This window comes from Novipirellula artificiosorum (genome assembly GCF_007860135.1).
In the GTDB taxonomy this organism is placed as follows: Bacteria; Planctomycetota; Planctomycetia; order Pirellulales; family Pirellulaceae; genus Novipirellula_A; species Novipirellula_A artificiosorum.
Map to the genome: position 1 here is coordinate 133,500 of NZ_SJPV01000005.1, position 17,244 is coordinate 150,743.

Annotated in this window: 6 protein-coding genes; 2 read left to right on the forward strand and 4 right to left on the reverse strand. The window is 54.6% G+C overall.

Translation table 11 applies throughout. The annotated features are described in order from the left end of the window. Positions 1-413 precede the first annotated feature (413 nt). The gene (locus Poly41_RS34135; protein WP_231615717.1) at positions 414-3,740 is read left to right on the forward strand and encodes a DUF5060 domain-containing protein; all 3,327 of its coding nucleotides are present in this window, start codon (positions 414-416) and stop codon (positions 3,738-3,740) included. Between the two features lie 53 nt (positions 3,741-3,793). Here the strand turns inward: Poly41_RS34135 and Poly41_RS15325 are convergent, their stop codons facing one another. From Poly41_RS15325 to Poly41_RS15340, 4 genes are all read right to left on the reverse strand, one after another. Beyond that, entirely contained in the window at positions 3,794-5,062 is a 1,269-nt protein-coding gene (locus tag Poly41_RS15325) for a glycoside hydrolase family 117 protein (RefSeq protein ID WP_146527358.1), read from the reverse strand. Between the two features lie 1,386 nt (positions 5,063-6,448). Beyond that, a complete protein-coding gene (locus Poly41_RS15330; protein ID WP_146527360.1) occupies positions 6,449-6,754 on the reverse strand; it encodes a type II toxin-antitoxin system RelE/ParE family toxin in 306 nt (101 codons plus the stop codon). Then, on the reverse strand, positions 6,754-6,969 hold the full coding sequence (locus Poly41_RS15335; protein ID WP_197231365.1) for a hypothetical protein: 216 nt from the start codon (positions 6,967-6,969) through the stop codon (positions 6,754-6,756). Before Poly41_RS15335 ends, Poly41_RS15330 begins: the two co-directional genes overlap by 1 nt. A 555-nt stretch (positions 6,970-7,524) precedes the next feature. After that, the gene (locus Poly41_RS15340; protein ID WP_146527362.1) at positions 7,525-9,984 is read right to left on the reverse strand and encodes a glycoside hydrolase family 2 TIM barrel-domain containing protein; all 2,460 of its coding nucleotides are present in this window, start codon (positions 9,982-9,984) and stop codon (positions 7,525-7,527) included. 627 nt (positions 9,985-10,611) lie between these two features. Between Poly41_RS15340 and Poly41_RS15345 the strand changes: the two genes are divergently transcribed. Further along, a complete protein-coding gene (locus Poly41_RS15345) occupies positions 10,612-17,232 on the forward strand; it encodes a right-handed parallel beta-helix repeat-containing protein (RefSeq protein ID WP_197231366.1) in 6,621 nt (2,206 codons plus the stop codon). The last annotated feature ends 12 nt before the right edge of the window (positions 17,233-17,244 follow it).

A 17,244-nucleotide genomic window follows, 5' to 3' on the forward strand; every position in this document is an offset into this window, starting at 1 on the left:
CTACATTGAGTTCGATGAACACCCGACAAGTAAAACACTTGGACAATGATTAGACATCACAGATCACGGGCGTTCAAGCATTCGTGAACAAGCTGCCTATACATCGCCCTATCAAGTGTCGAGCGAATGGACGTCGACACTTCCACCCATCCAATCTGGGGATTCATAGGGGGGGGTGGTAGTCTGCTAATGCAAACACCCTGTACAATCACGACACGGACACTTCGGTGCTGTGGAGGATCTCTTTGTCATCCAGCATCCGCCCGGGGTTCCAGAGCTTACTGCTCCCCACCACCAGATCCGCGCAACCCGCCTAAGAATCAACAAGCTGTAACGGTACCGAGCGGTAGCGCGCAGAGACACTCTTTCAAGAAGCTACACCCGAACAACCAGAGGAAAAAACAGTGACACGCATGATCGGATTGGGAATCTGTTTCGTTGGAGTTATGTTGCTTGTCGCGAACCCAGCGGAAGTAACCGGTGCGAACCCGGAGAATCAAGCAGGGGTCACCCTTTCAGGTGAACTTCAGCAGTGGCATAAGGTGACGCTCACGATCGACGGGCCTGAAGCGTCCGAAGGCGGGACTCCGAATCCGTTTCTCGACTATCGAATGCAGGTCACGTTCCATCACTCTGCGACCGGATTGACGTACAACGTACCCGGCTACTTTGCAGCGGACGGTGACGCGGCGAATACTTCGGCCACCGCGGGGAACAAGTGGCGAGTCCACCTTGCCCCCGATCATGCGGGCGAGTGGACCTACGACGTTTCCTTCCGACAAGGACCGAGTGTTGCGATTTCGGATGCCCCCGATGCGGGAACGCCCGTCGATTCCGTTGATGGCTTGAAGGGTACCTTTTCCATAGCAGCGTCAGACAAGACTGGACGGGACTTCCGAGCCAAGGGCCGGCTGAATTATGTTGGCAAACATCACCTGCAATTTGCGGGGACCGGCGAGTTCTTTCTCAAGGCCGGCGCGGACGCGCCCGAGAATTTCCTCGCTTACGTCGACTTTGATGGCGACTTTAAGACCGATGGCCAAAAGGACAACCTCATCAAGGATTGGGGACCCCACGTCCAAGATTGGAAACCCGGCGATCCGACGTGGCAGACGACGCGAGGAAAGGGCATGATCGGGGCAATCAACTATCTTGCATCGCAAGGGCTGAACTCCTTTTCTTTTCTGACGCTTAACATCATTGGTGATGATCGCAACGTCTTTCCTTACACCACTTATGACGAGCGTGAACGAATCGATTGTTCCCGCATGGATCAATGGGAAACGGTCTTTGCCCACGGAACCAACCTTGGCATGTACCTGCATTTCAAAACGCAGGAGGCTGAAAACGTGAACCTGCTCGACGATGGCCAGATGGGCCCACAGCGAAAACTCTATTATCGCGAATTGATTGCACGCTTCGCTCACCACCTGGCGCTCAACTGGAACCTCGGCGAAGAGGTTGGCTTGGGGCACGAGGTTAGCACGAAAAAGAAGAAGGACTGGGCCAAGTACCTCTGGACGCACGATCCGTATCAACATCACATCGTGATCCACAACGGAAACAACCACTTCGACCTGCTCGGTGTTGAATCCGAACTGACGGGATTCTCGTTGCAGACGAACAGGCCCGACTTTTCTAACGTGCATGGCAGCACCCTCAATTACCTCCGACGCTCCGTCGAAGCGGGCAAGCCTTGGGTCGTAGCATGCGATGAGCCCGGCGATGCCCAACATTCATTGATCACCGACGCCGAAGACCCGACGCATGACAATGCACGCAAAAATGCCCTGTGGGGAAATCTTATGGCTGGCGGTGCAGGTGTTGAGTGGTACTTCGGATACAAACACCCGCATAGTGACCTGACCTGCCAAGACTATCGTGTGCGAGAAAAGATGTGGGAGCAATGCCGTATTGCCCTTGCATTCTTTGCAAATCAAAAGATCCCGTTCTGGAACATGACGAACGCAGACAACTTACTCGGCAGCAAGAATGCCTACTGTCTATGCGATCCTGGGAAGTTGTATCTGGTCTATCGAAAACAGGCCGAACAAACAACGCTTGATCTTTCCGCTGCAACCGGATTGTTCGAAGTCCTGTGGTTCAACCCGCGCACAGGGGGGGCTCTCCAACAAGGCTCAACGCAGGTGGTCAGCGCTGGCGGGAAGGCCATGATCGGCGATCCACCAAACGACTCGGATCAAGACTGGTTGGCCGTTGTGCGGCCTGGCGATCCCAAACGAGACTATCCACCCGGCGTCAGTGCGGGTCCGGACGTGACGATCATGCTGCCTCGGTCTGGCAACACGGTAACCGTGGCACTTGCCGGAAAGGTGAGCGATGATGGAAAACCCGGCAGCGCGCTGACCTCGAAGTGGACCAAGAGCCGTGGTCCCGGCAACGCCGACTTTGAGGACGCAACGTCTCAAAACACGAAGGTCACGTTAAGCGGTGCCGGCGAGTATCGATTGACGCTGACGGCAAGTGATGGCAAGCAAAACGCTGAATCCTCGCTGAACGTGATCGTCGAGCCCTTCGAGGCCAAAGTGACGCGGACCTTGTATGCGATGGACGACGCATTTCTGGAAGGCACCAGTGCCTTTAGCAATCAATACCTCAAAGTCGAAGGCAAGCGGCGGACCACGCTGATCAAGTTCGACGTTCAAGGTCTTCCGCCAAACATTTTGGACGCTCGTCTGCGGTTGACAGGAAGCAGCGATGGGGGAGGCGGAACGCTTCGGGTCTTTCGTGGATCTCATTCTGACTGGACTGGATCGGCGCTTACCAAAGCGTCGGCCCCGACTGCGAGTGAGCTTATCGCGAAGCAGTCCGTGAACGTGGGGCCTGGTGATGTGATTTCGATTCCCGTCTTGCCGATGATCAACGGGGATGGCACGTATACGTTCGTCGTGACGCTCGATGAAGGAGGCGATGACATCTGGTTTGTCGCGACCGGAAGCGGAGCCGGCCCCGAGCTTCAGATCACTTTTGAAGATGCCGATGGACGCTATGATGCGTTCGGCCAGCCTGCGGAGGAAGACGCCTCGGTGCTGTCGGCCGTGACCGATTTCGAGTACACCTACGACCAGGCTCAAGCAAAGAAAGTGCACAAACAGAATGGTGGCATTGTCGTCGTCGAAGCAGAAGCTTTTGATGCGGCGGATCACAACGATCATCGTAAATGGTACCTGACAACAGCCGATGAAACGCCGAACATCAAGCCGGATCCCGATCCGAATCATGCCGAGACTGCCAGCGGCGGTGCCTATCTCGAAATCTTGCCCGATACTCGAGTCACACACGGCGACCCGTTAGTCAACGGTGTAAGCTTCTCCAATGTACCTGGCCAATGCAGCGTGCTTTACTATCCCGTCATCATCGACACCCCGGGCCGCTACTATGTTTGGGTGCGGATGTGTTGCACCGGATCCGAAGACAACGGATTACACGTCGGCATCGACGGCGTTTGGCCCGAGTCCGGTGCCCGGTTGCAGTTCACTGGCCAGCACGGCCAGTGGCAGTGGGACTCGCGGCAACGAACGGAAAGTGCTCATAGTGGCGTTTTGGGACAAATCTGGCTCGACATTGACGAGCCCGGTCTGCACACGATCATGTTTTCAATGCGTGAAGATGGTTTCGAATTTGACAAGTTCATGCTCACACAAGAGCAAAAGCCGATGGAGAGCAAATCGCTCGATAGCGGACCGCAAGCTAGCCCAACGCGTTCGTTGGAGCGTTAGTTGTCGAGCAAAAGACCCGCCTCGGTAGGGCCAGTCATTTATGACCGCTCGAACTAGTCAAGCTTGTTGGCGGCTGCTTCGATCCTGCTTCGCTGCTGTTCGCTCAGGCCAAATTTGAAGTTGATTTCCGGGTCATTGAAAATATCGCTTTCCTTCATCTCGATGTCATGAACATCGAGGCTGAGGTCACAATCGAATCGTGCCAACATGCTGTGGCTCTTGCCTTCGTCTCGCTTGAGGTTACGAAAGTGACAGAGTCCCCATGTGATACCGCGTCCGTCCTTGGTTCCTGTAAAAGCATCCGGGACATGCGCGCCCGGCGCAATTGGCATCAGCCCCGTGATGGCCGCGATCTCGAAGTTCACACCATCGGGTGAATACTGAATCGTGTTGTGCTCCAACCCATGTCGACTCACGAGTGCTGCTAAACCGGTTTTGAACGGAAACAGGCAAGTTTCGTGGCCGGAATTGATGACTGGATTCAGCGGGTGTTTCTTGAAGGGGCCCAACGGGTGCTCGGCGATCGCCAAACCTTGCGCCCGAACAGCAGGGCTGCCTCCCATTTCACCTTTGTAGTAGAGATAGATTTTGCCGTTGAAGACCAGCGGGTAGGGATCATGAATGACGTACTGATCCCACGATCCGGGCGGTCCATTTTCGACCACGATCTTATTGGATGGAGTCCAGGGGCCATCCGGTGTGTCTGCGACCGAGACCGAGACCGGACAATCGTCACCGTTGGTTGCACTCGAGGTTCGGCTGCCGGGCATGTCCAGGTAGGCTTGATAGTAGAGGTAGTACTTGCCTTTCCAGACCAAAATGTCGGGCGTGGAAACCGATCGCCAACCGGCATGCGGTTTTTCCATTCGCTCGACGGCGACACCTTGTTCCTGCCACACAAACCCGTCTTCACTCGTCGCATACCAAATCTCGGCCAAGTCCCAGTCGCGTGATGGGATCGTTTCGTTCGCTCCTCCGTCGTAGTTGGGCGGCGTCGGCGTTTCGCGATGCGTGTACCAAACGTAGTACTTTCCGCCTGCCCGAATGACCTTCGTTGAATCACGACGTGAAACCGTGCCGTCGTGGCCGTGATAATCAAAACCCTCCAGTGGCGTGTATTTGAAGTTCGTGAACAACTCGTTGCGGGCACAGTCTCGTCCTGCATAAGTTCCCTCATAGACTCGATTCATTGCCTGACTCAGCGGCATGTCGGGTTTCGTTTCCGGAACCATCCCATACGGAAACACCCGGAGCTGCTGTGAGCTCCCTAGCGATGTCCAAGCGAGCATTGCAACAGCAACGAAAATTAAACGAGAATTCATAGAGGAGCACCTTCTTGGCAGCATCGGAGAAAGAAGTCAGCAGCATGGCGTTCGCCACCGCTGACACGAGGAACCAATTATCCTACACGAAAGCAGGATTGGCTTGGATTCCGACGGGACGATTGAAGAGGCCGCATCGTTAGAAGTCGAACAAAATCCGAACCGAGTTACCCAGAATGAACCACTCGATCGATTTGCTTTTTAAATCGCTCTCGCTTTCTACGCGATCAAATGGCAGTAGCTTTAGGAACCCAAAAAAGCATGGCTCATCCGACGGAAGCGTGCGGAACCCAGACTCGAGGTTTTTTGGAGGTATGGCTCCGGTGTCCAATGATCTCTTAGAAAAGAGTGCCCGTCGGACGGTCGTCCGCCGGGAACCGGTAGCACCCTTGGCGCACCGTCGACCGGGATGTCCCTTGTCAAGTTGCACCTCTGCAGAGCTCCACTCCGTTTCTCCCGGCAACTGCACGATCCATGACATCGGCGGTGTCGGGAGCGGCATCATGCAGTTACGCCACCGAAGCAATACCCATGAACGACGCGACGAATCACTTCTCCGTGCTTCTTGAAGAGAGGCCTTGACCTTCGGTTCGTACCTCGCGAAGTCAAAGCCTTCTTGATTGTCCGAAGCTTTAGTCCATAGGAGATGGGTATCTGTGGTTTACCCAAATTCTTTTCGATTCGGCATGCACATACAAGGTTACCCTATGCGAGTTGACGAGGCTTGGCGCTTCGTACCTCTTGGCCGATGGAGGAACGTTTCGATTCGCTTCCGTTAGCCCTGGAAACATTATTGTTTCACCTTTGGCTAGCGACGACTCGACGAAACGACTGGGTAAAAAGCTAGGCAATTCGGAGTCAAATTGAAGTTGGAAGCAGCATGAAACTTGCTCCCATGAATCATCGTATTGATCAGCCACAGTCCCATCAGGAAATGAAATCCCGGTTCCGCCCGTAACGAAATTGTAATGCGACTGAGCGTCCGAGTCGGTGAACTCTCCAATAGTTTCTACGGAACGGTGCTCGAGGTCAAACAATGGCCCCTCGTCTGCCAACTCGCTGAAAGAAAGGAGTACCACGTACGCAGTGAGCGTCCGAAAGGCATGCCAAGCCGCGAAAGTCAGCGCCGCCATACTCGCTACAGCGATTACAGCTTTTGTCGAGCGTTTCGCTTTTGGCATGAGAACTTCGGTAATGAATTGCGATCTATGGAGGCACGGGACGTGCATGCATCGATCGTGCGTTCTTCTTGATTGAAGTTGAGTCGATGGTCGTTGAGATTACGGACTTCCGAATTCTTCAGTCGGCGAACGTTAGAAATCATGCGGGACGGGCGAACGACTTGCAAGCAGACAAATGAACGTGACTCCCGTTCTCGCGTGCATTTCATTGTTCTGCCTCTCCAACCATCCCGGGAACCAATTTTCGGCTGCCATGGATTACAGTAAGAACACGAATCTCGTCTTCCGCGATTCGATAAATCAATCGAAACGAATGGACGAAAAGCTCACGAATATCGTCACGTCCCAGTTCGGGCACGACGGATCCTGACATGGGATGCACGGTGAGTTGCTCAGGGCGTTCAAGAATGCGTTCGTAAACTGACTCCGCATAGGCGGGAGACTGATCCGCAATGTAATCGAAGATACCAATTGCATCCGCAGAAGCCTTTTCAGTCCATCGAATGTCCATCAGCCACGGTTTTCTCTTGCACTCTTGTGTGTGGCAAGACGTTTCCGCATTTCGTGCGTACTGATGAGTCGCCCCGCTTCCTCATCAGCTAGTCCAGCCTCGACTTGCTGTCGTACATACAGGTGATATTGGACGTCTTCCAAGGATGCGTCGGTTGGGAGCAATCGAGCAATCTCGGTCAATGTGTCGCGTACAGGCAATGGTGAATCGGCCACGTCAGTCTCCTTGTTGGTGCATCCATTCTAGCCTAACGCAACAATGCCAACAAACGCGACAAGTTTGATGGCAGAACGAAGTAATTATCCCCAGTTGGGGCAGAGGTAAGCCCATCACGGGGGCGTTATCGCCGGTTGGACCTTCGGTCCCTTCGGTGACCCGCGAACCCTCGCCCGATTGCTTCTTTACGATCCACTGAGCAACGTCAAACAAACGAGGGAACCGCTTCGGCCAGCAGGGGAGACGGGGCGATTCCGTGCAAATAATTGAGTCCGACTCTAACCCGAGTGCAAGACGTGGCAGGTCAGTGCGCACCGACCCTGCGACAGAACCGAGCCCAATCGTCCAACGCGATCTCATGGCCCTACCTCTATCTTCTCGAGTAGGTTCTCAAGCAATTATCTGAAGTCTTTCTACCAACATCGAAGGCCTTTGGTCATGGTTCCGGGAACGAATCGCCGGCCTCTGCCCGACATCCGCAATTGCGCGCATTCTTGTTATTGCGTGGCGATTCTGTCTGCGAGCGAAAGCTTCGCAATTGCTGCCACGCCGCGTTACGGACGCTTGACGTCCAGCGAAGCGCTATCGCTGCGCAACCCCTCGGATTCTGCTCTGATCGTAATCCCGCCGGTCTGCTTTCCCGCTTTGACAATCAGCATGCACAGACCGTTGAAAGCTTCTCGCTCGTCGGCGATGAAGGGTGCGGTCGTCGCGGCATTTCCATTTCCCACCGCTGCAATCGTTCCTGCGCCGTCAACCGAGAACCGAACTAAGTTAGAAGCCAGCGGACAAAGGTTGCCCTCGCGATCTTCGATACGGACGGTGACATAAGACAAATCGCTTTGATCGGCAATCAGCTCTCTCCTATCCGCGACCAACTTCACTTGTGCCGGCTCGCCAGCGGTCCGAATCTCCTTCTCCGCGACCGGCTTGCCATTACGGTAGCCCACAACGCGAAGCGAGCCGGGTGAATAGGGCACCTCCCACGACAAACGGTATTTCGACATGAAATGATCCTTGTCGTAACGGTTGAACTTGACAGGGATCTTCGTCAAATCTTTACCTTTGACCTTGCGGCCCATCGACTTTCCGTTCACCAGCAGTTCGACTTCCTCGCAATTGGTGTAAGCGACAATGGGGATTGTTTTGTGGGAACTGTTCTGCCAATTCCAATGAGGCAAGACATGGACCATGGGCTCCTGAGTCCATTGGCTCTGGTACAGGTAGAAACGATCTTTGGGGAAGCCACACAAGTCGACGGCACCAAAGTACGAACTGCGCGATGGCCAATCCGCATTCCAATAACCGTTCGTGCTGTTGTCCTTGCCTCCGTAGGGAGTCGGCTCACCCAGGTAATCAAACCCAGTCCAGACATATTCGCCAAGAATCTCTGGGTGCGTTTCCAACGCATCAAATTCAACATCGGGCGGATAGGCCCAAGGCGGACCGATCAGATCGTAGCTGGTGACCTGTTTCGATGGGTGAGTTTGATATTTTTCAATCGGCAGATGATAGACGCCACGGCTGCTCGTACAGGAAGAAGTCTCCGAAGCGACAACGGGGTTGTTCGGAAGAAACTCGTCAACAGGATCGCCATAGGCGAGCGGCTTGTAATTCATGCCGGCAATATCAATTTGCCCGGCCATCCCGCTTTGATACGGTCCAGGGAAGTAATTGAAACCACAGGTTGTCGGTCGCGTGGTGTCAAGCGACTTCACATAACCATTCAACTGTTTGGCAATCCGATTTCCATCCTCCTTATTTCCTTGCTCAAGAATCTCGTTTCCAATGCTCCACATGAAGACGGAGGGGTGGTTGCGATCGCGTCGAACCATATCCTTGATGTCGCGCTCGCCCCACTCCTCAAAAAACTTGTTGTAGCCATTCGGCACCTTGGCTTTTAACCAGACATCAAAGGCTTCCACCTGTACCAGGATGCCCAACTCGTCACATAGGTCAAGCAGTTCATTCGATGGTGGGTTATGGCTGGTGCGCACCGAGTTGACGCCCATCTGTTTCATGATTTGTAGTTTGCGTTCGATGGCGCGGCGATGGATCGCGGCCCCGAGCGGCCCGTTGTCGTGGTGCAAACACACGCCTTGAATGCGAGTAGGATTGCCGTTCAAGGAGAAACCTTCGGTTTTTGAGAACTCCAGTGTCCGAATGCCGAACCGAGTTTGAACGACATCCAGCGTTCTGCCTGCACCCAACACCGTAGTCTTCAAAACATAGAGCTGAGGTGATTCGAGAGTCCAAAGCAGCGGATTCGAAACACTCAACTTCGTCGCCGTCTTGATCTGGCCAGGAATCGTCGACGAGCTCACCGACTTTCCCATCGGGTCAAAAACCTCATACTTCAACTGAATGCTCTTCTCCGTGAGATCCCCCTCAAGCGTTGTCTCAATCGATACCGTCGCCGTACGATCCTTGACCTTTGGCGTGGTGACGAAGGTCCCCCACTGCGCGACGTGGACGGGGTCACGGATATCGAGCCAGACATTTCGGTAGATCCCGGCACCGGGATACCAACGCGTCGAAAGGTCCTCTGGGGCGAGCTTGACCGCAATCGCGTTGGAGCCGTTATAGTTCAGCAAGTTGCTGATATCGTATTGAAACTCGATGTAACCATAAGGACGATGACCCACAAAGTGTCCGTTGACCCAGACGTGCGCATCGTACATCGCGCCGTCAAAGGTCACCGAAATCGCCTTGCCCGACGCTTCGGCGGGAACTTCGAACGATTTTCGATACCAGCCGGTTCCATGAAAGGGCAGCCCGCCGCAACGCGCATTGTACTTCACATCAAAGGGACCTTCGATGGCCCAATCGTGCGGTAAATCCAGGGAACGCCATTGCGAGTCGTCAAACTCAGGCGTCTCGGCTCCAGCAACATCGCCCTTATGAAACTTCCAACCGTCGTTGAAGGACGTTCGGAAAGTCTGCCGTGAATCGGCCGCCGTCGCGTGAACGGCAACCGCCAGCACCAGGAAAAGCACCGTCGTGATGCGCTTCATCAATATCGTCCCCTTCATTCTCGGATCCCTTGCATCTGTGTTCTTGGCAACGTACGGGAGATCGGTGAGCGGAATGCCGCTGGCCACCGGTGAACGAGAACCAGTTTTTCTGGCACAAAACCGGCGGCTTGCACCTTACCGCTCCTAATGAGGGATCCGACCCCTCTTTCTCGCACAATGCTTACTCGAAACGTCCTCAATATCATACCAACAAGGCGCTCATCGCGGCGACGGGGACGCATCGACAACCATCCCCGCGATTGCGAAACAGCCTTCGCATCTCGGAAGATCGCTCCCCATCCTGCCAAACAAAACAAGTTGACGCCGCTCCGGACCTGAATGAGGGAAAGCAAATCTTCTTGCGAGTCCAGGCATTTCCGCCGCGACTTGGCACGAGGTTTGTTCGTAGGTTGGCATCAAGAAGTGCAGGAGCATTTGCCTTAACAGGAGTACAGACTACGCGGCTGTGTGTGCGAAAAACTGCCATGGGTGCGCGATTCCGCACACCAGTGAACCATCGCTGGGGATTGTGCCATGAGATTTCGCAGGCTACTGAAAAGCAGAAGAAGTGCCAACAAGGCCAGACGCGCTCAGTCACGCCAGCTTCGGCGGACCCCTTTTCGCCGGATGCTGCAAGAACACCTCGAAGAACGCGCACTGCTTGCAAGTTGGTCGGGAACACTGACCTCAGACACCACGTGGACCAATGGCGAGGTTCATCAAATTACCGACGACCTCCAAGTGGCAGCAGACGTAACGCTGACCATCGCGCCCGGCGCCATCGTCAAGTTCCGGCATGCCAACGTCGAGCTGTTTGTTGACGGAACGCTTCATGCCGAGGGGACGCCAACCGCACCAATTGTCTTCACATCAATCCATGACGATGTCGGCGAAGATACGAACGCCAATGGAAATGAGACGGCGCCTGCGGCAGGCAATTGGGCAAGAATTGTCGTCAACGGGTCTGCAGTCATCTCAAATACCGACGTTCGATACGGTGGATATTACTATGGTGCGATGGTGCTTGGCAAGAATGGTGATTTGACCTTATCCAGCAGCTCGCTCAGCCACAGTGCCTTCGATGCACTACGTTTGGAAGGCACCGACGCGACGTTAGTCAACAATTCCTTTACGGCCAATGCCGATGCTGCGATAAGTATGGACTTGAATTCAAATCCGACCATGAACGGCGTTGCACTGACCGCGAACGGCATCAATGGATTGCAAGTCGATGCGGGGGTATTGAAAAGAAGCTTGGCGTGGGACGATCCGGACATCGTCTATTGGCTCGATGATGACATCTCCGTCCCCGTCGGCATGTCGTTAGAGATCGGCGCAGGGCAAATTGTCAAACCGTCCAACGCCAATGCCGAATTGCATGTCAATGGACGATTGGCGATCAACGGAACCGAGGCGGCACCGGTCGTCTTCACCTCGTTTGCCGATGACTCTCGCGGCGGCGATACCAATGGTGACGGCGACACCTCGGTGCCGGCGCCTGGCAACTGGGCTCGGATTCAAGTGCTTGATGAAAGTGCCGGCAACACCGTCAACTACTTCGAGGCTCACTATGGTGGCTACTATTACGGGCATGCTTTGCGAGCGGTCCAAACCGGGCTCATGATCTCCAACAGCACCTTTACCCGTTCGCAACACGATGCAGTACGACTAGAAGGCACCGACGCAACGTTGACCAACAATGCCTTCACGACGAATGCCGATGCCGCGATGAGTATGGACTTGAATTCAAATCCGACCATCAACGGCGTTGCACTGACCGTAAACGGCATCAATGGATTGCAAGTCGATGCGGGGGTATTGAAAAGAAGCTTGGCGTGGGACGATCCGGACATCGTCTATTGGCTCGATGATGACATCTCCGTTCCCGTCGGCATGTCGCTAGAGATCGGCGCGGGACAGATCGTCAAGCCGTCCAATGCCAATGCCGAATTGCATGTCAATGGAAGTTTGGCGATCAACGGAACCGAGGCGGCACCGGTCGTCTTCACCTCGTTTGCCGATGACACTCGTGGCGGCGATACCAACGGAGACGGCGACACGTCGGCACCGGCGCCCGGCAACTGGGCTCGGATTCAAATGCTTGATGAAAGTGCCGGCAACACCCTCAACTACTTCGAGGCTCACTATGGTGGCTACTATTACGGGCATACGCTGCGAGCGGCAGCAACCGATCTGGCGATCTCCAACAGCACCTTTACCACTTCACAATCTGGTGCGGTGCGACTGGAAGCGACCGACGCGATTCTGAACAGCAATGCCTTTCTCGATAATGGCGACGCTGCGGTCAGCATGGATCTCAGTTCAAACCCCGATATTGACGGGGTGACGCTTTCGGGAAATCGGATCAACGGGCTGCAGGTGAACGGCGGATCGCTGACGAAGGATCTCGTTTGGGACGATCCGGACATCGTCTATTGGCTCGATAATGATATCTTCGTCCCGGTTGGCATGTCGCTAGAGATCGGCGCGGGCCAAATCGTCAAACCGTCCAATGCCAATGTCGAACTGCATGTCAATGGAAGCTTGGCGATCAACGGAACCGAGGCGGCACCGGTCGTCTTCACCTCGTTTGCCGATGACTCTCGCGGCGGCGATACCAATGGAGACGGCGACGCGTCGGCACCGGCGCCCGGCAACTGGGCTCGGATCGATATTCGCTCGGGGAGCGGCGACCATGTGATTGATAATGCGGTGTTCGAATATGGAGGCTACTATTACGGCGGGATGTTGACCATCGACAACGCATCCGTTGAGGTGAGTCGGTCGTGGTTGAGCCATTCTGCATCCGATGCCGTTCGCTCGAGTGGCGGAGCGAGTGCCGAACTGACCAACAATGTCCTGGTCAACAACACGAACCGAGGGATCCTCGCTACCTCTCAGTCTCATATCAAAGCGATCAACAACACCCTTGACGGCAATTCTTATGGAGCGGTTTCAAGTGAAACGGGCAGCAGTATCGAACTCTTCAATAATGTGATCACTTACCATCGCGTTTGCGGGGTTGCGGTTGATTCAGGTGCTGGTGTGGTGATGGCGTACAACAACATTTACAATCCTGCCTCAACCAACGTGATTGGCGCCGAGGATCCGATCGACGTGAACGGCAATCTCTCACGCGACCCACTCTTTTTTAGCCGCGGTCGCACGGGGGACTATCGGCCATTTGCGGGATCCCCCCTGATCGATGCTGGTCTCAGCACTGGAAATGCCTTTGGGGTCACTCCACCGGCAACCGACCATTCTGGCAATCCACGTTACGATGATCCTGGAATCGAGCCGAATGTTGGTGAAGGGCTCGTAAAGTACTATGACATTGGCGCGTTCGAGCGACAGATGGTCTCTGACCCAGAGGCTGATTTACAGATCCAGCTGATGGCAGCACCCTCTAACGTTATGTCCGGTGAAGAAGTTACGTTGACGTGGAAGGTATCCAATCTTGGCCCCAATACGGTCACGCATTCTTGGATCGATTCGATCGACTTGATCGGTACCCCAACCGGTCAACCGGCCCGCCGGGTGCTGGAAGTTGTGCACGCCGATGGGCTTGGCGTTGGCCAGAGCTATACGAAACAGGCCACCATCATGGTGCCGGGCTTCTGGTCGGGTGACTACATTTGGAGAGTATCCACCGACGCGAGGTATCAGGTATTTGAGGCGCAACAAGAACAGAACAATGTTGTGGAATCATCGATCGTCGCACTCGACGTTCCCGAGTTGCTCGTAGGGCAAACGATATCCTCAGCCTTCACGACGGAAGGGAATCAACAGTGGTTCCGCATTCCCGTGACCGCCGGCCAGAACCTACGTGTGACGCTCGATCGAGAGGGAGCCTTGGGGAGGACGGAACTGTTCGTTGGGCATGAATATGCGCCGAATCGTGACAGTTTCGATATCGCTAGCAATCGCTTTGGAGGGCCGGATGCAAATCTTGATATTGGAAACGCAGCTGCTGGCAATTATTACGTTTTAGCACAAGAGACATCGTTTACCGAGGGTCCCATTGCGTTTGAACTCTCGGCGGAATTACTCGACTTTGCCGTGGATCATGTGAACCCCACCCGCGGTGGCAATACGGGAAACGTTACCGTCAAAATCGCGGGGAACGCAATCCCGAGTGATACGACGGCGCAATTGATCGATGCCCGCGGTCACGTCATCGATTCGGTCGCCACTCATTGGATCGACTCCTCTCAGATCATGGCGACCTTTGATCTCAGTGCCGCGATGTCCGGTCCTGCCGAATTGAAGTTGATCAGCGGCGGCATTGAAAAAGAGTTGGCAGACGCGTTCACGGTACAAGATGGAGGCGACGCTGGCTATTTCTCGCGAATCACCGGCCCCAGCTTCATGCGAGTCGACCGCCAGAATGAATTCACTGTGACATGGGGCAATCGTGGAACCGTTGACGCCCCTGTCCATTTGGCGTACTTCGAGACGACAGGCGTCTCCAGCCTAAGCCTGACTCCGGGCGGCCCGCAAATTGACGGCGGCCACATGTTTTTGGCGATGTCGCCAGATTCCTTAGCCTCAGTGATCCCACCAGGAAACGAACAGTCATTCAAAGTCTATGCCTCAACCAGTGAGCCAGGTGATTTTAGTCTTCGACTTCGAACGATCCCCATCACCGCGACGGAGCTTCTCGCAGTGCAAATCGATTGGGATCGTATTTCCTCAGTTGCAAAACCACCTTCATTGACGGAGCTGCATTGGAGCCAATTATTTGAACAATTGCGTGCTCAACTCGGAGCAACTTGGGCATCAATGCTTCAGATCGTTGCAGACAACTCCTTGCAGATACTACAGCAACCGGCCGGAACGGTCGCGACTCTGAAGCCGGGGATCGACCTTCGCCCCGGGTTACTTGTGGAGATTGGCAAGGCGTACGAGGCACTCGGTTGGACGCCGACCGATACCGCTCTTGGACAACTTGCGGACCGAGTTGCTGGCGAGGCAGCCTCACGACCGGGCCAAGTACGTGGGCTTGTGGTAACGCTGCAGGATTACAAGGGAAAAGAGCCGAACTTGCTGAGCACAAAGAAGGACATGTCCAACATCCGTAGCTTCTTTCGGTCCACACCGGAAATCTCGGAAAGCAACTTCCAGTTCTATTCGGATGCCTTATCGGCTCCACCACCACGCGAGACGACCATCACAGCTCAACAGTTGGAGGCAGCCGTCAAGTCGCTTGCCGACAGCAGCCAAACCGACGATCAACTGCTTCTGTTCTTCAGCATGCACGGCGTGGACCAAGCCGACCCCAACAACCGCAGCAGCGGTCTGGTGACGAATAGCGGAACCTTCTTTTATGAAGACCTGCTAAAAAGCCTGGCTGGGGCCAAGGCAAAGAACATTGTCATCGTCGTGGACGCATGCTACGCACACGCGCTGATTCGTCGCTTGGAGTATTACACGGACGTGCCCGAAGACGTCGAGAAGCGAATCACAATTGTCACCGCGAGTGACCAGGGACAGATGTCACAATCGCGTACGGGAACCGGTGGATTCTTCACCAGTAAGTTCTTAGAGGAGCTTCTGGATCTTGAAAATGATCGGGCCAGCCGCGGAGGAAATTCAGATGGCAGGGTCTCCGTGAAAGAAGCGTTGAAAGGCGTTGGCAAGAACGTCGGAGGCTGGTTTGCCCCGTATCAGAACCCCAAAATAAACGCGGACGCGCCAGATGTCGTCCTATACGATCCCGCCGGAGAGTCCAAGGACGAAATCGAGGATGAACTCGAAGACGATGCCCCGACATTGTTTGAGCGAATCACCGGAGGAAACATCGAATTTCGCGGACAATCCGGGCGACCACGCGACCCGAATGATAAGGCATCTTCCACGATCAATGATGAAACGATGGGCTGGATCTCATCGAACCAACCGATCACGTACACCATTCACTTTGAGAACCTTCCTGACCCCAACCTGCCGCCTGAATTGACCCTGCCTGCGCAGGAAGTCGTGGTCACGGATCACTTGTCAACAAACTTGGATTGGTCCAGTTTGGAACTCGGCTCCATCGGATTTGGCGACACGGTGGTCCCTCTCGAAGCGGGGCAATCAAGCTACCAGGGCAATACGTCTGTTTCCGCGGATCCCTACCCCGTACACATCAATGTAGACTTTGATACCGAAACGGGGCTCTTGACTTGGCGGATGCAATCATTTGATGAGCAGACGCAACTCTATCCGGCAGACCCATTTGCCGGTTTTCTTCCGGTCAATGACGCATCACGTCAAGGTGAGGGTTTTGTTACATTTACCATTCGGCCAAAACAAACCCTTGTCGATCGAGATCAAATTCAGAATACAGCAGCCATTGTTTTCGACACCAACGACCCGATCATCACGAACACGGTGACGAATACAGTCGATGATGTCGGGCCGGAGAGTTCTGTTTCGGTGTTGCCCGAGGCATTTGGAACGGCAAGCTTCACCGTACAATGGGGCGGAAGTGACGTCGGAGACGGTTCAGGGATAGCAACGTATGACATCTATGTTTCTCAAAACGATGGACCCTTTGAGCCGCTTTGGATGAGTTCCACCGAGACAAGTCGCACGTTCACCGGCGAGTCGGGTAACACCTATGGTTTTGCAAGTGTTGCCCAAGACCGTGTCGGAAATGTCGAGGTGGCGCCAACGAATGCGGATGCAAGAACGCTCGTGATGATTGGTGCATGGAGAAACCCGACCAATCCCTTCGATGTTGACAACAGCGGTGATGTGACTGCCTATGACGCACTCCTCGTCATTAACGAGTTGTCGGACAGTCTCGTTCACGACCGTGAAACGGAACTTCTCATACCGCTTCGTCCCGAAGGCTATCACGATCGTTACTACGACGTGGAACCCGATGGAAAGTTGACGGCGCTGGATGCACTTCGTGTAATCAACGAGCTTTCCATTCCACTCGTCGATCCGTCCCAAGTCTCAGCAGAATCGGTCGCTCTTGCCACAGTTGCGGGAATCCTGACACCTACGGTTGATCGCCGGATCGACGTCAAGAGGTCAGAGTCGTCTATCGCGGAAATCCCTCGTGTCGCGAGCTGGCAACTTTCTAGCGAATGGCAACGTTACACGAAGACTACGCGGGATCGATTGTTCGAACGGGCCCCACTAATGGAAAGCAAGAGCGAGAGCGAGACGGAACAGCCCGTCTTCGACGAAATGCTCTCGACTTTGGCAAAGGACGTCTCCCAACACTGGTTTTCTGAACTCTCTACAACTTAGCAGCGGACCATC